The 20,579-nt window shown below is 67.7% G+C and carries 19 protein-coding genes and 1 tRNA gene; 7 read left to right on the top strand and 13 right to left on the bottom strand.

Annotation, left to right across the window (positions count from 1 at the left end):
• Window positions 1-33: 33 nt before the first annotated feature.
• The 4 genes from DIE03_RS12025 to mfd all read right to left on the bottom strand — a co-directional run bounded on the left by DIE03_RS12025 (window position 34) and on the right by mfd (window position 6,483).
• Window positions 34-462 (bottom strand): DUF3574 domain-containing protein, encoded by a 429-nt coding sequence (locus DIE03_RS12025; protein ID WP_124450484.1) that lies wholly within the window; start codon window positions 460-462, stop codon window positions 34-36.
• A gap of 144 nt (window positions 463-606) precedes the next feature.
• The gene (locus DIE03_RS12020) at window positions 607-1,626 is read right to left on the bottom strand and encodes a threonine/serine dehydratase (protein ID WP_124450482.1); all 1,020 of its coding nucleotides are present in this window, start codon (window positions 1,624-1,626) and stop codon (window positions 607-609) included.
• 60 nt (window positions 1,627-1,686) lie between these two features.
• Window positions 1,687-2,907: an acetylornithine deacetylase gene (gene argE / locus DIE03_RS12015; RefSeq protein ID WP_124450480.1), complete on the bottom strand. Its 1,221-nt coding sequence runs from the start codon at window positions 2,905-2,907 to the stop codon at window positions 1,687-1,689.
• A 105-nt stretch (window positions 2,908-3,012) separates the two neighbouring features.
• Complete coding sequence (gene mfd, locus DIE03_RS12010) at window positions 3,013-6,483, bottom strand: transcription-repair coupling factor (protein ID WP_124450478.1); 3,471 nt, start codon at window positions 6,481-6,483, stop codon at window positions 3,013-3,015.
• Between the two features lie 107 nt (window positions 6,484-6,590).
• Between mfd and ispD the strand changes: the two genes are divergently transcribed.
• Together ispD and ispF are read left to right on the top strand one after the other, a co-directional pair.
• Window positions 6,591-7,301: a 2-C-methyl-D-erythritol 4-phosphate cytidylyltransferase gene (ispD, locus tag DIE03_RS12005; protein ID WP_124450477.1), complete on the top strand. Its 711-nt coding sequence runs from the start codon at window positions 6,591-6,593 to the stop codon at window positions 7,299-7,301.
• Between the two features lie 28 nt (window positions 7,302-7,329).
• A complete protein-coding gene (gene ispF / locus DIE03_RS12000) occupies window positions 7,330-7,815 on the top strand; it encodes a 2-C-methyl-D-erythritol 2,4-cyclodiphosphate synthase (protein WP_006488015.1) in 486 nt (161 codons plus the stop codon).
• Between the two features lie 137 nt (window positions 7,816-7,952).
• On the opposite strand, the gene DIE03_RS11995 is transcribed toward ispF, so the two are convergent.
• The 4 genes from DIE03_RS11995 to ompR all read right to left on the bottom strand — a co-directional run bounded on the left by DIE03_RS11995 (window position 7,953) and on the right by ompR (window position 11,431).
• Window positions 7,953-8,480: a carboxymuconolactone decarboxylase family protein gene (locus tag DIE03_RS11995; protein ID WP_011352388.1), complete on the bottom strand. Its 528-nt coding sequence runs from the start codon at window positions 8,478-8,480 to the stop codon at window positions 7,953-7,955.
• 76 nt (window positions 8,481-8,556) lie between these two features.
• Window positions 8,557-9,105: a peroxiredoxin gene (locus tag DIE03_RS11990; RefSeq protein ID WP_006478563.1), complete on the bottom strand. Its 549-nt coding sequence runs from the start codon at window positions 9,103-9,105 to the stop codon at window positions 8,557-8,559.
• A 189-nt stretch (window positions 9,106-9,294) separates the two neighbouring features.
• The gene (locus DIE03_RS11985) at window positions 9,295-10,656 is read right to left on the bottom strand and encodes an ATP-binding protein (protein WP_124450475.1); all 1,362 of its coding nucleotides are present in this window, start codon (window positions 10,654-10,656) and stop codon (window positions 9,295-9,297) included.
• A gap of 40 nt (window positions 10,657-10,696) precedes the next feature.
• Entirely contained in the window at window positions 10,697-11,431 is a 735-nt protein-coding gene (gene ompR, locus DIE03_RS11980) for a two-component system response regulator OmpR (protein WP_006478565.1), read from the bottom strand.
• 258 nt (window positions 11,432-11,689) lie between these two features.
• Here ompR and DIE03_RS11970 point away from each other — a divergent pair, with 258 nt between their 5' ends.
• From DIE03_RS11970 to DIE03_RS11960, 3 genes are all read left to right on the top strand, one after another.
• The gene (locus DIE03_RS11970) at window positions 11,690-11,968 is read left to right on the top strand and encodes a hypothetical protein (RefSeq protein WP_124450473.1); all 279 of its coding nucleotides are present in this window, start codon (window positions 11,690-11,692) and stop codon (window positions 11,966-11,968) included.
• A gap of 132 nt (window positions 11,969-12,100) precedes the next feature.
• Window positions 12,101-13,603, top strand: a complete 1,503-nt coding sequence (locus DIE03_RS11965; protein WP_124450471.1) for a DUF1800 family protein — start codon at window positions 12,101-12,103, stop codon at window positions 13,601-13,603.
• A gap of 67 nt (window positions 13,604-13,670) precedes the next feature.
• On the top strand, window positions 13,671-14,891 hold the full coding sequence (locus tag DIE03_RS11960; protein WP_124450469.1) for a DUF1501 domain-containing protein: 1,221 nt from the start codon (window positions 13,671-13,673) through the stop codon (window positions 14,889-14,891).
• A gap of 10 nt (window positions 14,892-14,901) precedes the next feature.
• On the opposite strand, the gene hpnD is transcribed toward DIE03_RS11960, so the two are convergent.
• Window positions 14,902-15,735 (bottom strand): presqualene diphosphate synthase HpnD, encoded by an 834-nt coding sequence (hpnD, locus tag DIE03_RS11955; RefSeq protein WP_124450467.1) that lies wholly within the window; start codon window positions 15,733-15,735, stop codon window positions 14,902-14,904.
• A gap of 236 nt (window positions 15,736-15,971) precedes the next feature.
• On the opposite strand from hpnD, the gene DIE03_RS11950 reads away from it, so the two are divergent.
• Window positions 15,972-16,058 (top strand) — tRNA-Leu (locus tag DIE03_RS11950).
• A 193-nt stretch (window positions 16,059-16,251) separates the two neighbouring features.
• Window positions 16,252-16,551 carry a hypothetical protein gene (locus tag DIE03_RS11945; RefSeq protein WP_124450465.1) on the top strand — a complete coding sequence of 100 codons (300 nt, stop codon included), beginning with the start codon at window positions 16,252-16,254 and terminating at the stop codon, window positions 16,549-16,551.
• Between the two features lie 108 nt (window positions 16,552-16,659).
• On the opposite strand, the gene DIE03_RS11940 is transcribed toward DIE03_RS11945, so the two are convergent.
• From DIE03_RS11940 to DIE03_RS11925, 4 genes are all read right to left on the bottom strand, one after another.
• The gene (locus DIE03_RS11940; protein WP_124450463.1) at window positions 16,660-16,890 is read right to left on the bottom strand and encodes a hypothetical protein; all 231 of its coding nucleotides are present in this window, start codon (window positions 16,888-16,890) and stop codon (window positions 16,660-16,662) included.
• A gap of 111 nt (window positions 16,891-17,001) precedes the next feature.
• Window positions 17,002-18,111 carry a class II histone deacetylase gene (locus DIE03_RS11935; RefSeq protein WP_124450460.1) on the bottom strand — a complete coding sequence of 370 codons (1,110 nt, stop codon included), beginning with the start codon at window positions 18,109-18,111 and terminating at the stop codon, window positions 17,002-17,004.
• Between the two features lie 14 nt (window positions 18,112-18,125).
• Window positions 18,126-19,334 (bottom strand): MFS transporter, encoded by a 1,209-nt coding sequence (locus DIE03_RS11930; protein ID WP_124450458.1) that lies wholly within the window; start codon window positions 19,332-19,334, stop codon window positions 18,126-18,128.
• A 21-nt stretch (window positions 19,335-19,355) separates the two neighbouring features.
• The gene (locus DIE03_RS11925; RefSeq protein ID WP_124450455.1) at window positions 19,356-20,402 is read right to left on the bottom strand and encodes a porin; all 1,047 of its coding nucleotides are present in this window, start codon (window positions 20,400-20,402) and stop codon (window positions 19,356-19,358) included.
• Window positions 20,403-20,579: the final 177 nt, after the last annotated feature.

Genomic DNA, 20,579 nt, shown 5'->3' with positions numbered 1-20,579 from the left:
TTTTGCGCGAATGGCCGGCGGCAGCAGGGGGAATCAGAACGACGCGCAGGCCGGCACGACCGTCATGCCGACCGATTGCTGGTGGAAGCGCTGCATGTACGCTTGCCGGATCGCGGCGAGCCGCGTGCGCGTGTCGGGCGTATCGTCGGCGATGATACGGATCACGAAGCTGTCTTCGCGCGTGACGCCGCCGGTCGTGCGGTCGCGCCACTGGCCATGCGTGTCCCAGTAGGTGAGGCCGTCGGGGAAGCGCGGCGTGACGGTATCGGCGAGGAACGCCGTGCGTTCTGCGTCGGTGACGGGGCCGCGCCCCGTGATGTCGCGCCCGAACAGCAGGTCGGCCTGCAGCATGCGGCTTTCGCCCGGTAGCGTGCAGGACGCCGGCTGCGCGACGGGCGAGGGCGCCGTCGCGCAGCCGGCGAGCAGCGCGAGCGCCGCCGCGCATGCAACCAGCGGCCGCATCTGCCCATTTCGTGACGATCGACCTTCGCGCGCGCAAAACGCTGCGCGCTCAACCACTTGCGTGCTTGTCCGGCGGGTTATCAACAGGGCTGTCAACATAATCTGGGGATAACCCTAGGTTGGGTGCGGGTGCCCGATGTGGCGTCAGTGCTGGAGTTTCGCGTGGGCGAGATGCATGCCGAGCGTGCCGGGATCGGTGTTCGTGCCCGACAGCAGCACGCCGACGCGCTTGCCCTGCAGCGTTTCGCGCAGCGGGCCGAGCAGTGCCGCGAGCGCGGCCGCGCACGCCGGTTCGACCGACAGCTTCAGGTGCGAGAACAGGAACAGCATCGCGGCGCGCAGCGCGTCATCGGACACGGTGACGATGCGGTCGATATGGCGCCGGCACAGCTGGTAGCTGTATTCCTCCGTATGCGGCGCCATCAGCGAATCGGCGATGGTCTGCATCGCGCTCATCTTGATCGTGTGGTTCGCCGCGAAGCTGCGGCTCATCGCGTCCGCGCCTTCCGGCTCGACGCCGTACACGTGCACGCGCGGATTCGCGAGCCGCAGCGCGGTCGCCATGCCGGCCGCGAGCCCGCCGCCGCCGATCGGCACGATCACCGCGTCGAGGTCGGGCGTCTGCGTCGCCCATTCGTAGCCGAGCGTCGCGGTGCCGAGGATCGTGTGATAGCCGTTGAACGGATGGATGAAGAAACGGCCTTCCTCCGCCTCGATGCGTCGCACGAGATCGAAGGCCTGCGATGCGCTGCCCGCGAGCACGACTTCCGCGTGGTACTGCTTGCATTGCGCGATGCGCGTCGGGCTCGCGGTGTGGAACATCACGACCTTCGCGCTGCTGCCGAGCCGCATCGCCGCATACGCGACGGCCGCCGCGTGATTGCCGGCCGACACGCAGGTGACGCCCGCGTTCTTGCGCGCCTCGTCGAGTGCGAGCAGGTGCGTGAACGCACCGCGCGCCTTGAAGCTGCCGCTCGCCTGCAACAGCTCGAACTTGAAGTTGACGTGCGTGCCCTCGAGGGACGGCAGGTCGGCGCGCTCGAACACGGGCGTGCGCGCGACCCACGGCGACAACGCGAAATGCTGCGCGGCGATTTCGTCGAGCGTCGGAATCGGCTCGCCGTCGATCGTCGTATGGGCGGTGCCCTGTTGTTCAGTCGACATGACGTGGCGGGTGGCGGAGTGGGCCGGCCCGCACACGCGGGCCGGCGTGGCGGGAGGCAGTCAGTGCGCGTCGACCGACATGCTGCGGATGAACTTGCGCAGGAACTGCTCGCAGGCGGCGAGCTGCGCAAGCTCGACGTACTCGTTCGGCTTGTGCGCCTGCTCGATGTTGCCGGGCCCGCACACGACGCTCGGGATGCCCGCGCGTGCGAACAGCCCGGCCTCGGTGCCGTACGCGACCTTGCGCTTGTCCTGGTCGGCCGTCAGCGCGCGCACGAGCTGCGTGATCGCGGCCTGTTCGGTCGCGTCGAGGCCGGGTGCCGCGGCGATCTTCGAGAACTCGATCGCGGCATTCGGATGTTCGCGCAGCATCTGCGGCAACAGCGTTTCCTGCGCATACGCTTCGATGCGCGTGAAGATATGCTCGGGATCGAGCGTCGGCAGGTTGCGGAATTCGAAGTCGAAGCGGCACTCGGCCGGCACGGTGTTGATCGCGTTGCCGCCCTGGATCGTGCTTGTCTGCGCGGTCGTGAACGGCACGTCGTACAGTTCGTCGAACGGGCCTTCGGCACGGAAGCGCTCGGCGATGTCGCGGATATGGCAGATGAGGCGCGCCGCATACTCGATCGCGTTGAGCCCCTTCGGCGTCAGCGACGAGTGCGCCGCGTGGCCGCGCACGCAGCAGCGGTATGCGTTGATGCCCTTGTGCGCGATGATCGGCCGCATGCTGGTCGGCTCGCCGACGATGCAGCCGGACGGCTGCACGCCGCGCTTCACGAGGTCGGCGATCATCAGCGGCGCGCCCGCACAGCCGATTTCCTCGTCGTAGGACAGCGCGAAATGGATCGGCTTCGCGAGCTTCGTCGCCTGCATCTCGGGCAGCAGCGCGAGCGCCGCGCCGATGAAGCCCTTCATGTCACAGGTGCCGCGGCCGTACAGGCGGCCGTCGCGAATCTCCGGCGCGAACGGGTTGCTGTCCCATTGCTGGCCGTCGACCGGCACGACGTCGGTATGCCCCGACAGCACGATGCCGCCGTTGGTCGAGCCGTCGTGCGCGGGCACGGTCGCGAACAGGTTTGCCCAGCCTTCGCGCGGATCATGCGTGATCGTCGACGCGATGCCTTTCGCGGCGAGTGCGTCGCGCACCGTTTCGATCAGGCCGAGGTTCGGCACGCGGCTCGTCGTGTCCATCGACACCAGTTGCTTGACCCACGGCAGGCTGACGAGCGATTCGTCGCCCCGGGTTGCGGCGGACGGCGCCGTCGCGTCGAGAGTGGACATGGCAAAACTCCGTCGGATGAATGGGAAAATCATACTCAAAAACGCGCCGGCCCGCCTTCGTCGGGCGCGATGCGGTGCAGCAACGTCGCGCCCGTCGGTATCGCGTCAGCGCGCCGCGGCGGCCGCGCCCTGTTTCGGGCCGAGCGCGCGCAGCGTTTCCTTGATCGTCGACACGCGGATCGCGAGATCGGGCGAGCGCGTCTCGATGCGCAGCTTGTCCTGCCCCGCGAGCTTGATGTGGCGATGCTTCTGCACCATGTCGATGATCCGCATCGGATCGATCGGCGGATTCGGCTCGAACTGCAGCCCGATCGCGACTTCGCTCGCATCGATCTTCACGATGCCGAGCGGCTTCGCGGCGATCCGCAGCCGGTGTGTCTCGACGAGTGCATGCGCCTGCGGCGGCAGCTTGCCGAAGCGGTCGATCAGTTCCTCCTGGATGCCGTCGATCGCCTCGCCGTGCTCGCAGTTCGCGAGCCGCTTGTACAGCGACAGCCGCTCCTGCACGTCCGCGCAGTAGTCGGCCGGCAGGATCGCGGGCGCATGCAGGTTGATTTCCGTCGTCGCGGCGAGCGGGGCGGTGAGGTCGGGCTCCTTGCCGTTCTTCAGCGCCTTCACCGCGTCGTTCAGCATGTCCGTGTAGAGCTGGAAGCCGATCTCGTGGATCTCGCCCGACTGCTTGTCGCCGAGCACTTCGCCGGTGCCGCGGATCTCGAGGTCGTGCATCGCGAGATAGAAGCCCGAACCGAGTTCCTCCATCTGCTGGATCGCCTCGAGCCGGCGCTGCGCCTGCTTGGTGAGCGACTGCGGATCGTGGACCAGCAGGTACGCATAGGCCTGGTGGTGCGAGCGGCCGACACGGCCGCGCAGCTGGTGCAGCTGCGCGAGGCCGAACTTGTCCGCGCGGTGCATGATGATCGTGTTCGCGCTCGGCACGTCGATGCCGGTCTCGATGATGGTCGTGCACAGCAGCACGTTCGCGCGCTGCGCGACGAAATCGCGCATCACGCGTTCGAGTTCGCGCTCGTGCATCTGGCCGTGCGCGATCACGATGCGGGCCTCGGGCACGAGCGCCTCGAGCATCGCCTTGCGGTTCTCGATCGTCTCGACCTCGTTGTGCAGGAAATACACCTGGCCGCCGCGCTTCAGCTCGCGCAGCATCGCCTCGCGGATCACGCTTTCCTCCTCGCGCCGCACGAAGGTCTTGATCGCGAGCCGCTTCTGCGGCGCGGTCGCGATCACCGAGAAGTCGCGCAGCCCTTCGAGCGCCATCCCGAGCGTGCGCGGGATCGGCGTCGCGGTGAGCGTCAGCACGTCGACCTCCGCGCGCAGCGCCTTCAGCGCTTCCTTCTGGCGCACGCCGAAGCGGTGTTCCTCGTCGATGATCACGAGGCCGAGCCGCTTGAACTGCACGTCCGACGACAGCAGCTTGTGCGTGCCGATCACGATGTCGACGCTGCCTTCGTTGATCTGCGCGATCGCCGCGTTCACTTCCTTCGCGGTCTTGAAGCGCGACAGCTCGACGATCCGCACCGGCCAGTCCGCGAAGCGGTCGGCGAAGGTCTGCGTGTGCTGCTCGGCGAGCAGCGTGGTCGGCGACAGCAGCGCGACCTGCTTGCCGCCCAGCACTGCGATGAACGCCGCGCGCAGCGCGACCTCGGTCTTGCCGAAGCCGACGTCGCCGCACACGAGGCGGTCCATCGGCTTGCCGCTCGTCATGTCGCCGATCACGGCCGCGATCGCCGCGGCCTGGTCGGGCGTTTCCTCGAAGCCGAAGCTTTCCGCGAATTTCACGTAATCGCGCGGGTCGAGCGAGAACGCGTGGCCTTCGCGGGCCGCGCGGCGCGCGTACAGGTTCAGCAGTTCGGCGGCCGTGTCGCGGATCTGCTGCGCGGCCTTGCGCTTCGCACGCTCCCACTGGCCGGAGCCGAGCGCGTGCAGCGGCGCGCTGTCGGGATCGGCGCCGCTGTAGCGCGAGATCACGTGCAGTTGCGCGACGGGCACGTAGAGTTTGCTGTCGCCCGCGTATTCGAGATGCAGGAATTCGGTCTCGCCTTCGCCGAGATCCATCGACACGAGGCCCATGTAGCGGCCGATGCCGTGCTGGGCATGGACGACCGGGTCGCCGACCTTCAGCTCCGACAGGTCGCGCACCATCGCGTCGACGTTGCTCGCCTGTTCCTGCCGCCGGCGGCCCGCGCGGCGGCCGAGCGCGCCGTACAGCTCGGTTTCGGTGACGAGCGCATAGCCTTCGCCCGGCACCGCGAAGCCGTTGGCGAGCGGCGCGACGCCGAGCGCGAAGCGTTCGTCGCTCGCGAGCCAGCCGGCGAAGTGGTCGTTCGACGCGGGGCGCAGGTGATGTTCGGCGAGCAGTTGCAGGATCGTCTCGCGGCGGCCGGCCGATTCGACCGTCAGCAGCACGCGCTTGCCCGACGATTCGACGAACGTGCGCAGCGACGCCAGCGGATCGTCCGCATGGCGGTCGACGGTGAGTTCCGGTAACGCGGTCGCCCAGCCGCCGGCCGGCTGCGCGGGCAGCACGACGCGCGCGAACGGCTTCGCGAACGCGAAGAAATCCTCGTCGGACAGGAACAGCCGCTGCGGCTCGAGGATCGGCCGCTCGCGATCGTGCGCGAGGAACGCGTGACGCTGCTTCGTGTCGGCGGTGAAGCGCCGGATCGACGCCTCGAGATCGCCGGTGAACACGAGGTGCGCGTCTTGCGGCAGGTAGTGGAACAGCGTGGCCGTTTCGTCGAAGAACAGCGGCAGGTAGTACTCGATGCCGGCCGACGGCACGCCGTTGCCGATGTCCTTGTAGATCGGCGCGCGGCTCGGGTCGCCTTCGAAAGTTTCGCGCCAGCGGCTGCGGAAGGCCGTGCGCGCGGCTTCGTCGAACGGGAACTCGCGGCCGGGCAGCAGGCGCACGTCGCGCACCGGGTAGAGGCTGCGCTGCGTGTCGGGATCGAACGCGCGGATCGAGTCGACCTGGTCGTCGAACAGGTCGATCCGGTACGGCAGCGGCGAGCCCATCGGGTACAGGTCGATCAGCGAGCCGCGTACGCAGTATTCGCCGGGCCGCACGACCTGGCTCACGTGCTCGTAGCCGGCCAGCGTCAATTGCGCCTTCAGCTTCGCCTCGTCGAGCCGCTCGCCCTGCGCGAACGCGAACGTGTACGCGGCCATGAACGATGCGGGCGGCATCCGGTACAGCGCGGTGGTCGCGGGCACGAGCAGGATGTCGCAACGGCCTTCGCCGAGATCGTGCAGCGTGGCGAGCCGCTCGGACACGAGGTCCTGGTGCGGCGAGAACGTGTCGTACGGCAGCGTTTCCCAGTCCGGCAGCAGGCGCACGCGCGCATCGGGCGAAAAGTAGCGGATTTCCTGCGACAGCCGTTGCGCGTCGACCGCGTTCGCACAGATCACCGCGAGGAGCGGCACGTCCTGGCGGTTGTCGGCGAGATAACGGGCGATGGCGAGCGCGTCGGCGGAGCCGTGCGTGCCGTCGAAGGTGAAGCGCTGGCCGGGTTTGACGCGCGCAACAGGCGAGGCGGACGGGGTGGAAGCGTTATCTGGCATAGGGACGACAGGGGTGGCGTGCACGGGCGCATCGCGGTGCGCCGGTCGAGACGAAAGACCTATTATAAAATCCGCTTCTCGATTTCATCTTTCCGGCGTTTCCCTTCGTGACTCCCCGACTTTTCGCCCTGATTCCCTGTGCCGGCACCGGCAGCCGTTCCGGCTCGGCCGTGCCGAAGCAATATCGCACGCTGGCCGGCCGCGCGCTGCTGCACTACACGCTCGCGGCGTTCGACGCGTGCAGCGAGTTCGCGCAGACGCTCGTCGTACTCGCGCCCGACGATTCCCATTTCGACGCGCGCCGCTTCGCGGGCCTGCGCTTCGCGGTGCGCCGTTGCGGCGGCGGCTCGCGGCAGGCGTCGGTGCTGAACGGGCTGCTCGAGCTGGCCGAATTCGGCGCGACCGACCAGGACTGGGTGCTCGTGCACGACGCGGCGCGCCCCGGCATCACGCCGGCGCTGATCCGCACGCTCGTCACGACGCTGAAGGACGACCCGGTCGGCGGCATCGTCGCGCTGCCGGTGGCCGATACGCTCAAGCGCGTGCCGGCCGGCGGCGACGCGATCGCGCGCACGGAGTCGCGCGACGCGCTGTGGCAGGCGCAGACGCCGCAGATGTTCCGCATCGGCATGCTGCGCGAGGCGATCCTGCGCGCGCAGCGCGAAGGCCACGACCTGACCGACGAAGCCAGCGCGATCGAATGGGCGGGCCACACGCCGCGCGTCGTGCAGGGCAGCCTGCGCAATTTCAAGGTCACGTACCCGGAAGATTTCGCGCTCGCGGAAGCGATCCTCGCGCGCCCCGCGAACGCTTCCTGATTTTCACCCCATCTCAATCGGAACACGCATGGATTTCAGAATCGGACAAGGCTACGACGTGCACCAGCTCGTCGAAGGGCGCCCCCTCATCATCGGCGGCGTGACGATTCCGTACGAGCGCGGCCTGCTCGGCCACTCGGACGCGGACGTGCTGCTGCACGCGATCACCGACGCGCTGTTCGGCGCGGCGGCGCTCGGCGACATCGGCCGCCATTTCTCCGACACGGACGCGGCGTTCAAGGGCGCGGACAGCCGCGTGCTGCTGCGCGCATGCGCCGAGCGCGTGAAGGCGGCCGGCTTCACGATCCAGAACGTCGACAGCACGGTGATCGCCCAGGCGCCGAAGCTCGCGCCGCACATCGACGGGATGCGCGCGAACATCGCGGCGGATCTCGGGCTGCCGCTCGAGCGCGTCAACGTGAAGGCGAAGACCAACGAGAAGCTCGGCTACCTCGGCCGCGGCGAAGGCATCGAGGCGCAGGCCGCCGCGCTGCTGGTGAAGCAGGGCGGCTGACGGCGGCTGGCGGCGCGCGCGGTGCGCGCCGTACGCCGTCCCGCGGAAATGAAAAATGCCACGCATGAGCGTGGCATTTTCGTTTGAAGCGGGCGCCGCTTCCGGCATCGCTGCCGGTCGAGCGGTGCAGCAACCGCTTATTCGCCTTCGGCGGCGATCACTTGCGCGGCGGCGTTGATCACCGATGCGATGCGGCCGACGTCGCGCAGCTGCGTGACGGTCATCCCTTGCTCGTTTTTCAGCAGCGCATAGTGCGACTTCACGCAGAAGTGGCACTTGCCGACGATCGACGCGGCGAGCGCGTACATCTCGAACTTGCGCTTGTCGACGCCGCCGTGCGTCGCATACGCGCCCATCCGCAGTTCGGCGCGCTGCGTCTTCAGGTCGGCGTCGTCGGCCATCTCGACATACGGATACCAGGTGTTGTTCATCCCCATCAGCGCGGCCGCCGTCAGCACGGCGTTCGTCTCTTCGGGCGACAGGACGCCGGCTTCGCGGATCGTCTTGATGAGCACCGTGCTCTTCGCCGCGATCGCAGCCGCCAGCGCTACGCCGACCGCGTCGGTGCCTTCGAGCGACGAGCGCGAGATCGTGCCATCGAGGTTCAGGCGAATGTCCTTCGCGTAGTCGGGGATGCGTGCCTTAATCGAGTCGATGAATTCCATTGATATCTCCTATGGGTTGGCCGTTAAAAAAGCCCGCAGGCAGGACGTGCGCCGCGGGCTTCGTGCATTGCTACGCTTACAGCGTTGCGCCGCCGACTGCGCGGTTGCACGGGCACAGTTCGTCCGTTTGCAGGCCGTCCAGAATGCGCAGGACTTCTTCCGGGCTGCGGCCGACGTTCAGGTTGTTCACCGAAACGTGCTGGATCGTGTTGTCCGGATCAACGATGAACGTTGCACGCAGGGCCACGCCGGCTTCCTTGTCGCGCACGCCGAGCTGGTCGATCAGCTCGCCCTTGACGTCGCCGAACGAGTAGTGGTTCAGCTTGTCGAGGTCCTTGTGTTCACGGCGCCATGCGAGCTTGACGAATTCGTTGTCCGAGCTGCCGCCGAGCAGGACGGCATCGCGCTCTTCGAACTGCTTCGTGAGCTTCGCGAATTCAACGATTTCCGTCGGGCACACGAACGTGAAATCCTTCGGATAGAAGTAGATGATCTTCCACTTGCCCGGGAACGACGCTTCGGTGACGGTCTCGAATGCCGACTGGCCGTTTTCCTCGTGATTGTTGAAGCCCGGCTTCGCGGCTACGACGGTGAAAGCTTCGAGTTTATCGCCCACGGTTTTCATGCGGATACTCCTGTGTGAGTTGGGAAGAAGACTGAGTCAAGCTACCTCGGTGCTGCAACGATGATGTGACAGCATGGGTAAAACTATAACACTATTAGTAAAGCGCTTCAATAGATTTTGGCTAACGATCTTCATAGCTTTTTTCAACCGGATCGATAGTGTGCGGCGCAAGAAGCGTGCGCGAGCGCGTCACGCAGTCGCACGTGCCTTGCCGGCACCGGGGAATTCGAGCGTGACTTCGAGACCCGCTTCGGGGTTCCGGTTGCGCAGGCGCAGCGCGCCGCGATAGCGGCCGACGAGCCGCAGCACGATCGCCATCCCGAGGCCCGTGCCGTCCGCCTTGGTGCGTGCGGTGTCGACGCGGTAGAACGGCCGCATCACGAGCGGCAGCTGATCCTCGGGGATGCCGGGGCCTTCGTCGCTCACCGACAGCTCGACGCGCGCATGCGACACGCGGGTCTCGACCGTGATGCGCGAGATGCCGTCCTGCTTGCTCTGGCCGTACTTGCGCGCGTTCTCGACGAGGTTGCCGATCACGCGGCGCATGTCGGTCTCGTCGGCCTCGATGACCGCGCTTGGCGCGAGCCGCGTGCGGATCTCGACGCCGTCCTCGCCCGAGACGCGCGCGGCGACTTCATGCGCGATCGACGACAGGTCGACCGGCTCAGGCTTGCGCTGCGACGGGCGCGCGTAGTCGATGAAGGCCGCGATGATGCGGTCCATCTGCTCGATGTCGTCGACCATCGCGTCCTTGGTCGCCTGGTCGGACGGACTCATCTCGGTTTCGAGCCGCAGCCGCGCGAGCGGCGTGCGCAGGTCGTGCGAGATGCCCGCGAGCATCAGTGCGCGGTCGGCCTCGAGCTGCTCGAGGTCGCGCACCATCTGGTTGAAGCTGCGATTGGTCTCGGCCGCGACGCCCATTCCGCGCTCCGGCAGCAGTTCGGGCGTTTGGCCCGAGCCGATCTGCCGCGCGGCGAGCGCGAGCCGCGAGAACGGCCGGTTCACGAGGCTCGTGATGAATGCGGAGCCGAATAGCGACAGCGCAAGCGCGAACAGCCCCCAGCCGGCCCACTGCAGGCCCGTGACGTTGTCGAGCTGGTCGCGGTCGAGCGCGACCCAGTAATCGTCGTCGTCGATCTTGAAGCTGATCCACACGCCGGGAATGTCGTTGACCGATTGCGCGATCACGGTATCGTCGCCGAGGCGGCTGCGGATGTCGTGTTCGATCAGGCGGTTCAGCGATTCGTCGGGCTGCAGCTTGAACTTGTCGGTTTTCTCGCGCGGGTACACGCGCACGCCCTCGTTGCTCTCCAGATCCTGCAGCAGCGCGCGCCGCAGATCGGGATCGGAATAGAGCAGGGCGGTGCGCGTGAGCTTCACGACCGCGACGAGCTGGAGAGCCACGCGCTGCGCACGCGGCTCGCGCTCGATCACGCGAAAGCTCTGGAACCACGCGGCGAGACTGACCGAGATCAGCAGCGCGATCAGCAGGAAGGTGCGCCAGAACAGCCCGCCGAACGCGAGCTGCAGGAGGCGCCGGTCGATACGCATGGGACGGGCCGTGGGCGGGCGAAACCGGAAAGGAAAAAGATCAGGCGGCGCCGTCCGGGATGAACACGTAGCCGAGGCCCCAGACAGTCTGGATGAAGCGCGGGCTGCCCGGATCCGGTTCGATCAGCTTGCGCAGGCGCGAGATCTGCACGTCGAGGCTGCGGTCGAACACTTCGTATTCGCGGCCGCGCGCGAGCTCCATCAGCTTTTCGCGCGACAGCGGCTGGCGCGGATGGCGGGCGAACACCTTCAGCACCGAGAATTCGCCGGTCGTCAGCGGAATTTCCTGGCCCGACTTCGTCAGCGTGCGCGTGGCGAGGTTCAGCGAGAATTCGCCGAATTCGAACACTTCGGTGGTTTCCGACGGTGCGCCCGGCAGTTCGGCCGGCGCCTGGCGGCGCAGCACCGCATGAATGCGCGCGACGAGTTCGCGCGGGTTGAACGGCTTCGGCAGGTAATCGTCGGCGCCCATCTCGAGGCCGACGATGCGGTCGACATCCTCGCCCTTCGCGGTGAGCATGATGATCGGCGTGCGGTCGTTGCTGCCGCGCAGGCGGCGGCAGATCGACAGCCCGTCTTCACCCGGCAGCATCAGGTCGAGCACGAGCAGGTCGAAACGCTCGCGTACCCAGAGCTTGTTCATCGCGGTCGCGTTTTCCGCGACGTATACGTTGAAACCCTGCTCGCCGAGATAGCGGCGCAGCAGGTCGCGCAGGCGAGGGTCGTCGTCGACGACGAGAATCTTGGAGGGGTTTTTCGTTTCCATGATCGGCATCTTATCGCGAATGGGAATTGACGCACGGTCACGTATTTTCGTGCGTTACAGTCGGTTACAAAATTTACCCGTAGTGTCGCGCCGAGTAAAGGCAGGCTATAGAGATTCCTTTACTCGAAGCCGAAATTCGGTAGATACTCCCCTGCACTCCATCATTCATCTTTGTACACCCGATTTCCGCAGGGTTTTTCAAGTACCAGAGGTAGCCGGTTGCCGCGTGACGAAGGGAACAAATCGACCAAAGAAGCGAGGACGGTCATGCGATCTGCCCGGATTGCACTGATGCTGACGATCGCGCTCGCCGGTCCGTATGCGTCGAACTTCGCGTATGCGCAGCGCCCCGAGCAGGGCGCACCGTCGCGCAAGCTGCCGCGCGGCAAAGCGCCGCAGTCCGACCGTACCGCCGAGATGACGGTTCGTTCCGCCGTGCCTCCCGATCTCGAGCAGCACCGCCGCGACGGGCACATGACGCCCGAGGAGCGGCACTTGCTGCGCCAGCACATCGAAGACGCCGTTCGCGAGTTGTACAAGCGCTGATACGCGCCGTCTTTCGCCCCCGTGGACTTTCCCCTCGGAAAGAATTCGTAGCACTTTTTCCGTCAACTTTCGCCCACCGAATGCCGTTGTACCGGCATCCGCACCGCCGGTGCGTTCCGGGAGTCCATGACGATGAAAGCGAACGCTGCCGCACCGGCGCCGTCGCCTGCCATGCAGTCGCCGCTCGATGCCGACGACGCACTGTTTTTCCTGAGCCGCACCGGATTCTCTCCCGCGCCCGCCGACGTCGGACGCATCGTCGGCATGACGCGCGCACAGGTCGTGGCCGACACGCTCGGCAGCGTGCGCCGTAAACCCGTGACGACGTGGCCCGACTGGATCGCCGAGCTGCCGCCGACGCGCGCGCAGCGCCAGGCGCTGACGCCCGACATGCGGCGCGACGAGCAGCGCGAGCGCAACGTCCGCTACGATGCGTTGCGCGCGGCCTGGATCAACGAGATGGTCGTCACGCCGTCGCCGCTGACCGAGCGCATGACGCTGTTCTGGCATGGGCACTTCACGTCGGGGCAGGACAAGGTGCCTTACCCGCAGACGATGGCCGCGCAGAACGCGCTGTTTCGCCGCGAGGCGCTCGGCAATTTCGGCACGCTGCTGCACGCGGTCGCGAAGGATCCGGCGATGCTGCAGTATCTCGACGGCGCGAGCAATCGCAAGGGGCGTCCGAACGAGAATTTCGCGCGCGAGGTGATGGAGCTGTTCACGCTCGGCGAGGGCCATTACACGCAATACGACGTGACCGAGGCCGCACGAGCGATGACGGGCTGGACGGTCGATCCCGATACGCTGCGCTTCGAGGTGCGGCCCGAAGCGCACGATACCGGTGACAAGACGATACTCGGTGAAACGGGGCCGTTCGACGGCGACGGCTTTCTCGACATCCTGCTCAAGCGGCCGGGCACCGCGCGCTTCATCGCCGGCAAGCTGTGGCGCGAGTTCGTATCCGATACGCCCGATCCGGGCGCGCTCGATACGGTGGCCGAACGGTTCCGCGCGAGCGGCTACGACATTCGCACGGCGCTTGCCGCGCTGTGGTCGACCGATGCGTTCTGGGATCCGCGCAACCGCGGCGTGCTCGTCAAGTCGCCGGTGGAATTCGTCGTCGGGTCGGTACGGCTGTTCGACGTGGCGTACGGCGACCCGCAGATGCTCGCGAACACCGTGCGCACGCTCGGGCAGAACCTGTTCTATCCGCCGAACGTGAAAGGCTGGCCGGGCGGCGCGCTATGGATCAACAGCACCACGCTGCTGTCGCGCAAGCAGTTCGTCGAGCAGTTGTTCCGCGCGACGGAGACGGCCGGCATGCACCCGCCCGCGCATCCGATGGCGCCGCCGCCGAATGCGCGTGCGCATGCGATGCCGGTGGTCGATGCGGCGTCCGCGGCCGGCATGCGCGGCACGCCGGCGAAGCCCGCGCGCGGCGGCCTGCGGTTCGACCTCGAACGCTGGCTCGCGCAATATCGAGCGCGACCGCAGGCGATAGCGGGATTGTCGACCGAGCTTCAACTGCAGCACGCGGTGCTGCAACTGTCGCCGGTCGCGGCAATCGACACGGATTCGACCGGCAGCGCGTATCTCGAGGCGCTGCTGATGGATCCGGCCTATCAACTGAAATGAAGCAAACGACGACGAAGCGGGGCGCCGCCGCGGCAAAGGTGTCGGGCGGCGAACCAAAGGATGCGCGATGAACCGACGTGATTTTCTGACGCTGACGGGCGCCGCCGCCGCGGCCGGCGTGTCGATGTGGCAAGCGCCCGCGATGGCGGCGGCCGCGACGCAGGCGGGGCGGCAACCGGCGACAGGCTATGCGAACGTGCTGATCCTCGTCGAGCTGAAGGGCGGCAACGACGGGCTCAATACCGTGGTGCCGTACACGGACCCGCTGTACTACCAGTTCCGGCGCAGCATCGGCATCAAGCGCGAGCAGGTGCTTCAGCTCGATGCGCATACGGGGCTGCACCCGTCGCTTGCGCCGCTGATGCCGCTGTGGCGCGACGGGCAGGTCGCGGTCGTGCAGGGCGTCGGCTATCCGCAGCCGAACCTGTCGCATTTCCGCTCGATCGAGATCTGGGATACCGCATCGCGCTCGGACCAGTACCTGCACGAGGGCTGGCTCACGCGCACGTTCGCGCAGGCGCCGGTGCCGCCCGGTTTCGCGGCGGACGGCGTTGTGCTCGGCAGTGCCGAGATGGGGCCGCTGTCGAACGGTGCGCGTGCGATTGCGCTCGTCAATCCCGCGCAGTTCATCCGCGCGGCGCGGCTCGCCGAGCCGTCGTCGCTGCGCGAGCAGAACCCGGCGCTTGCGCACATCATCGACGTCGAGAACGACATCGTGAAGGCGGCCGACCGGCTGCGCCCGCGCGGCGGCATGCGCGAGTTCCGGACGGCTTTCCCGGCCGGCGCGTTCGGCACGTCGGTGAAGACCGCGATGCAGGTGCTGGCCGCGTGCGAGGCGTCCGGGCCTGGCGCGCAGGATGGCGTCGCGGTGCTGCGCCTGACGCTCAACGGCTTCGACACGCACCAGAACCAGCCGGGGCAGCAGGCTGCGTTGCTCAAGCAGTTTGCGGAAGGGATGAGTGCGATGCGCGGCGCGCTGATCGAGCTCGGCCGCTGGAACCAGACGCTCGTGATGACGTATGCGGAATTCGGGCGTCGGGTGCGCGAGAACCAGAGCAACGGTACCGATCACGGCACGGCCGCGCCGCATTTCGTGATGGGCGGCCGTGTGGCCGGCGGGCTGTACGGTGCGCCGCCGGCGCTCGGCCGGCTCGACGGCAACGGCAACCTGCCGGTCGCGGTCGATTTCCGCCAGCTTTATGCGACCGTGCTCGGGCCGTGGTGGGGGCTCGATGCGACGCGCGTGCTGCAGCAGCGCTTCGATACGCTGCCGCTGTTGAAGGCGTGACGCGTGAGGGTCAGCGGCGGCGCGATGCGCGCCACGCGATCCACAGCTTGCGGATCGGCGTCAGCGCGATGCGCTGGTGCAGCACCTGGTAGCCGTCGCGCTCGATTTCGTCGAGCAGCGCGCCGGCCAGTGCGATCTGCGCGCGCAGCGTGCGCTGTGCGCGGCGTTCGGTTGACGGGATCGCCGCTCCGGCCGCCGCGAGCGCTTCACGCGCGCGGGCCGTCTGGAATTGCAGCAATTCGGTGAAGGCCGGGCTGTAGCGGCCATTCAGCAGATCGGCCGCGGTCACGTTGTAGCGCTGCAGTTCGTCGATTGGCAAATAGATGCGGCCGTGGCGCGCATCGTTGCCGAGTTCCTGGACGAACTGCGCGAGCATCAGCGCGCGGCCGGCGTCGGCGGCCCACGGCTGCGGGTCGGCCGGGTTCGCGGAACTTGCGCGCGCAACCAGTGACGCGAACGTGCCGCCGACTTGCGTGATGTAGCGCTGCAGATTGGCGAAATCGAGGTAGCGCGCCTGTTCGAGGTCCATCCCGTAGCCGTTGACGAGCGTGCGCAACGCGTCGGCCTCGGCGGCGATCGCCGGATGATGCTGCGCAAGCGCCTTCGTGACGGGGTGCGACGGCTGCCCGTCGGCCAGCGCGGCGAGTTCCTTGTGCCACCACGCGAGCTTCGTGTGTCCGACGGTCGGGTCGCTGGTTTCCTTGACGGTTTCCTCCAGTTCGCGGCGCAGCGCGAACAGCGCCGTCAGGCGCGGCTGCGTGGCGAGCGGCGCCTGCCGCAGTGCGTAGTAGACGCTGGAGCCCGCAGGGGCGGCCTTTTGCTGACAGTAGTCGTCGAAGTTCACGGGCGGAATCGGGTGGGGGCGGGTTCGGGGGACGCGCGGCGGCGCGGTGCCGAAACGTCGAGCGCGGCATTCTAGCATCGCTGCACGACGGGTGCCGGCGGGGCGAGACAAGGCCGCACGGATCGGGTAGAATCTCGCGCTCGCCTGATCGGGCGTGCCGGTTTTCGGGCCGGCATGAAGTCCCGGGCGCGTGGCGCATGCTTCTTGCGTGCCGCGCGGTCAGGCGACAGGAATGCGCGTGAGTGGCGAAATTGGTAGACGCACCAGGTTTAGGTCCTGACGCCCGCAAGGGTGTGCCGGTTCGAGTCCGGCCTCACGCACCAGAAGCTGGACGCACCCCTGTCGGGTGCCGTTCACGAAAAAGCGCTGCCGGTCGGCCGACCGCAGCGCTTTTTTCATTAATGCCTGTTTTATTCGCCGACGTGCGTCCGTGCGAACGCGCACTGAAATCGGGCCGCATGTAGTATCGTGCTCGCGATCGAATACGAGAAGCATAAATAGACCGAGGGGCCACCGATGAAAAATACCGTACGCATCCCGATTTCCGTTCTGGCGCCGGCGCTGATGCTGGCCGCGCCGGCTTTCGCCAATACGCCTGCCGAGAACATCGCATGGAGCGCCAAGCCCGTACAGACGGTTGCATCGTCGTCGGCGTGCTCCGCGTACTCGGGGCGCGTGATGTCGAGCGGCGAGACGCTGTCGACGGAAAACGTACTGAAAGCGCTCGGCATGTCGCTGGCCGGCGCCGCGCTCGGCGCCGTCGCCGGCGGATATCAGGGCGCAGCGCCCAATCCGTGCCCACGTCCCGGCCTGTAACCGGCGCTCAAGCGAGTCGCGGCGTTCTCCACTTCATCTGACACGAGCCGCCGACAACACAAGCGCCGCGCGTCGCCCGACCGCGGCGCTGCGTCGTTTCAGGCGCGCCTACTCCCAGAAACTCCGGATCGCGACCGCGACGATCACCGGCACCGAGAACACCAGCGGAATCGCGAAATACTGCGCTTCGCGATCGACGACCCAGCTATAGATCACCCACGCCGCGCCGATCGCGAACGTGATGAGGCCGACCGTGACGGCGGCGATGTTCTGGACCAGCTTCGACGGCTGGCGGCGCGTTTTGGCGTTGTCGTTGTCATCGCGCGGGGACGATTTCATCGGAAGAGTGCGGCCTCGGGCCGGAACAGGGGTAAAGGCACAGGAAACCCCATCCGCACGGATCGCGCAAGGGCCGGCGCGGGCCGGCCCTGTCACATCCGTTCCCGAGCGTTACAACCCGAACGATGCAGCCAGTTCGTCGAGCAGCGTGCGCTGGAACGCGACGAACCGCTCACCGGGCTGCTGCGCGATCGCGAGATCGAGCATCGGATCGGCGACATCGGTGCGAATGCCGCTCAGTTCCTCGATGATCGCGAGCCCGCAGAACGGCACGTACGCTTCCGAATACCCGCCTTCGTGAACGATCACGAGCCGCCCGCCGCAATGGCGCTGCGCGGCATCCTTCGCCGCGCGCGTCATGAACCGGTAGCTGTCGGTATGCAGCTGCATGCGCGCGAGCGGATCGACGGCGCTCGCGTCGAGGCCGCTCGCAATGACGATCAGCTCGGGCTGGAAGCGTGCCAGTGCCGGCAGCACGATCCGCTCGAACGCGTAGCGATACGCGTCGTCGCCGCTGCCTGCGAGCAGCGGCACGTTCAGGTTCGCGCCCAGGCCCGCGCCTTCGCCGCGGTCGTCCGCGCCGCTGTAGCCGGGCGGAAAGCAGCGGTCCTGGTGCAGCGAGATCGTCAGCGTATCCGGATCGTCGTAGTAGATCGACTGCGTGCCGTTGCCGTGATGCACGTCCCAGTCGATCACCGCGACGCGCTCGATGCCATATTTCGCGCGGGCGGCCTCGATCGCGATCGGGATGTTCGCCAGCATGCAGAAGCCCATCGGGCGGTCGCGCAGGCAGTGATGGCCGGGCGGCCGCGACAGCGAGAACGCATTGGCCGCCCGCTCGCCGACGACCGCATCGACGGCCGCGATCGCGAGGCCGGCGGACAGCGCCGCGATCTCGTAGCTGCCCTTGCCGAACGGCGCGAGATCGCCGAGGTCGCCGCCGTTCGCGTCGCTGAGCGCGCGGAACGCGTCGAGATAGTGCGCCGGATGAATGCGCAACAGATCGGTGGTCGTGGCCGGCTCGGCACCGCGCAGGTCGAGCTGTGCCGCGAGCCCCGACGCCTGGACGAGCGACAGGAAGCGGCGCTTCGAATCGGGCGATTCCGCGTAGCCCGCGCTCGACGGCGGCTGAACCCAGCCGCCGACCGGGAAGAACAGCGCGTGCGTGCCGCCGGTATGCCAGAAAGTGCGTTCGTCGGTGAAGAAGGCAGTGCGATTCATGGATGCGTGACCTGTCACGGTTGGGAGGAAAGGGAGGGCCGTGCGCGGCGATCGATATGGCGCAGCGCGGCGAACGACACGATCGCGACGGCCGTCGCGGCCGCGAACAGCGCGTGCATCGTGCCGCCGGCGTCGAGCATCAGTCCGGCGAGCAGCGGGCCGGCCGCGAGACCGGCGCCGATCACGAAATTGAGGGTCGCGACGAGGCGGCCCGACGTGTCGATCTGTGCGACGGTCGCGAGGATGAACGGCAGTACAAACGTCCACGCGAACTTGAACGCGAAGATCGCCGCGCTGTAGCCGCCGGTGTCGCGCATCGCGGTGAGCGCCACGAGCGACGCCGCGAGCAGCGCGTAACCGGCCGCCAGCATCGCGCGCCGCGCGAGCCGCCCACCCGCGCACGAGGCGAGCGCCGCGCCGGCGATCCCCATCACGCTTGCGATCGCGAGCACGTTGCCGGTCGACTGCGGATCGAGCCCGGCCTCGGCCGCCGCGCGGCTCGCGAACGTCCACACGCTGCCGATCGCGAGATAGAACGTCAGCACTGCACCGATGGCGAGTACGACGAAGCGTCGCGGCGTCTGCGTCGCGCCGCCGCGCGCGGATCGTGCAGGCGTCGTCCGCGTGCCGAGCGACGACGGAAAGCCGCGCGACAGCGGTGCCGCGAGCAGCGCGAGCGCGGCGAGCGCGACATACAGCGCGCGCAGCCCGAACGCGGCGAATACGTGCGGCAGCACGAACAGGCCGATCGCGCCCGCGATCAGCTGGCCGACGACCCACAGGCCGTACACGCGGTCGCTGTTCTCGCTCGTCGCCGCGCTCGTCATGCAGAGCACCATCAGCGAGCCGCCGCCGAGCGCGGTGACGGCGCGCAGCGCGAGCAGCGCGGCGAAGCCCGGCATCCACAGCGCGGTCAGCAGGTTGCCCGCGCCGAACAGCGCGATGGCGAATGCGGCGACGCGGCGCGCGTCGACCCGGCCGAGCCACAGGTACGACGGCACGGTCGCGAGGCTGAACGCACCGAGTTCGACGAAGAAGTAGGTGCCGATCTGCGACGCCGACAGCCCGAGTTGCGTCGCGAGCTGACCGGCGACGGCCGGTGCAACGAGCAGCAGCAGCGGCGTGATCGCCGCGAACACGACGAGCGCGACGAGCGTCGAGCGTGCGAAGGCCGGCGCGCGGCCGTCGGGCGAGCGTGCGGCATCCGGGGACAGGGTTTTCATGGCGGGATCTCGTTGGGGAAGTCAGAACAGGTGGTACATGCCGACCATCGCGCCGAACTGGGACGCGCCGGCGAGCGGCGTCGGGTCGTACTCGTAGACGGTCTGCGAGCTCTGGCCGCTGTTGCGCGCGTAGCCGAGGTTCACGTACGCGACGGTGCGTTTCGACAGCGCGTACGTGGTGCTCGCGATGAACAGCGTCGGGTGGCCGATGGCCGGCGTAGGCGAATCGGTGTGGTAGACGCCGGCGTTCAGGCCGATCCCGCTCGATGTCTGGTAGCGCGCACCGCCCCAGACGATCGTGCGTGCGGCGTCGAGGTCGCCGGTCAGGCGTTCGACACCCGCATAGACGGTGAGCGGCAGCGTGGCGAACGCATAACGCGCGGCCAGCGTGCCGAGTTCGCGGCGTCGCGCGGACGTGTCGTCGGCCGGCGACACCTCGCCGTGCGCCTGATGCAGCACCGCGCTGACCGACAGGCCGTTGCTCGTGTACTGGCCGCCGAGTTCGAGCACACGGCCGGCGCGCGTATTGCCGGCGACGCCGGACGTCGCGGCGAGCGCCTCGACGTCGAAGCCCGCGAACGTCGGCGACTGGTACTTGAACGAATGGTCGATGAAGTTCGCGTTCATCGGCACGAGCACACCTTGGCCGCTGTACGACGCGTACCAGAGCGGGTCGTAGAACAGCGTCTTGTCGAACAGCACGCTGAACTGCCGGCCGAGCGTGACGGTGCCGACCGGCCCCGCGATGCCGACGTACGCGCCACGGAAGAACGCGTAGCCCGGTGCGGTCGCGGTGCCGTCGTTGAGGTTGAGGCCTTGTTCGAGCTTGAACAGCGCCCGCCAGCCGCCGCCGAGATCCTCGTGGCCCTTGATCCCGACTTGCGAAGGCAGGATGCCGTAGTTCTGCAGCTGCACGCTCGAGTGGCGCCCGTCGGCGTGCGTCAGGTATTGCACGCCGGCGTCGAGCGCGCCGTACAGCGTGAGGGCGGACTGCGCGTGTGCGGCGGCGCTGCACGCGACGAGCGTCGCGGCGGTCGCGGCCGTGCGGATGAAGCGGGATTTCGTCACGTGGGGTTCTCCATACCGTGCTGCATCGTTTGTCGTTGGTGTAGTCGGGACGCAGTGTCCGCAGCGGGAAAACCTTCGAACAGTCATACAGATGAACGGTGTGGAAAACCCGCGGTGCGCGGCATCGGCGCCGTGCGAGGCCGCGACACGGCGTGCTGCGCAGCAGCAACGTGCCGC

This window comes from Burkholderia sp. Bp8992 (genome assembly GCF_003853705.1).
Lineage (GTDB): Bacteria > Pseudomonadota > Gammaproteobacteria > Burkholderiales > Burkholderiaceae > Burkholderia.
Note: the sequence above shows the minus strand (reverse complement) of the source record. Positions and strands in the feature narration are given on the sequence as shown.

Bases quoted from the DNA above. Each gene is read 5' to 3' on its own strand.
- DIE03_RS11995 (WP_011352388.1), bottom strand. From the start codon at position 8,480: ATGGAATTCATCGACTCGATTAAGGCACGCATCCCCGACTACGCGAAG.
- DIE03_RS11965 (WP_124450471.1), top strand. From the start codon at position 12,101: ATGAAAGCGAACGCTGCCGCACCGGCGCCGTCGCCTGCCATGCAGTCG.
- DIE03_RS11930 (WP_124450458.1), bottom strand. From the start codon at position 19,334: ATGAAAACCCTGTCCCCGGATGCCGCACGCTCGCCCGACGGCCGCGCG.
- ispF (WP_006488015.1), top strand. From the start codon at position 7,330: ATGGATTTCAGAATCGGACAAGGCTACGACGTGCACCAGCTCGTCGAA.
- ompR (WP_006478565.1), bottom strand. From the start codon at position 11,431: ATGCCGATCATGGAAACGAAAAACCCCTCCAAGATTCTCGTCGTCGAC.
- DIE03_RS11935 (WP_124450460.1), bottom strand. From the start codon at position 18,111: ATGAATCGCACTGCCTTCTTCACCGACGAACGCACTTTCTGGCATACC.
- DIE03_RS12020 (WP_124450482.1), bottom strand. From the start codon at position 1,626: ATGTCGACTGAACAACAGGGCACCGCCCATACGACGATCGACGGCGAG.
- DIE03_RS11985 (WP_124450475.1), bottom strand. From the start codon at position 10,656: ATGCGTATCGACCGGCGCCTCCTGCAGCTCGCGTTCGGCGGGCTGTTC.
- argE (WP_124450480.1), bottom strand. From the start codon at position 2,907: ATGTCCACTCTCGACGCGACGGCGCCGTCCGCCGCAACCCGGGGCGAC.
- DIE03_RS12025 (WP_124450484.1), bottom strand. From the start codon at position 462: ATGCGGCCGCTGGTTGCATGCGCGGCGGCGCTCGCGCTGCTCGCCGGC.
- DIE03_RS11940 (WP_124450463.1), bottom strand. From the start codon at position 16,890: ATGAAATCGTCCCCGCGCGATGACAACGACAACGCCAAAACGCGCCGC.
- DIE03_RS11960 (WP_124450469.1), top strand. From the start codon at position 13,671: ATGAACCGACGTGATTTTCTGACGCTGACGGGCGCCGCCGCCGCGGCC.
- DIE03_RS11970 (WP_124450473.1), top strand. From the start codon at position 11,690: ATGCGATCTGCCCGGATTGCACTGATGCTGACGATCGCGCTCGCCGGT.
- mfd (WP_124450478.1), bottom strand. From the start codon at position 6,483: ATGCCAGATAACGCTTCCACCCCGTCCGCCTCGCCTGTTGCGCGCGTC.
- DIE03_RS11945 (WP_124450465.1), top strand. From the start codon at position 16,252: ATGAAAAATACCGTACGCATCCCGATTTCCGTTCTGGCGCCGGCGCTG.
- DIE03_RS11990 (WP_006478563.1), bottom strand. From the start codon at position 9,105: ATGAAAACCGTGGGCGATAAACTCGAAGCTTTCACCGTCGTAGCCGCG.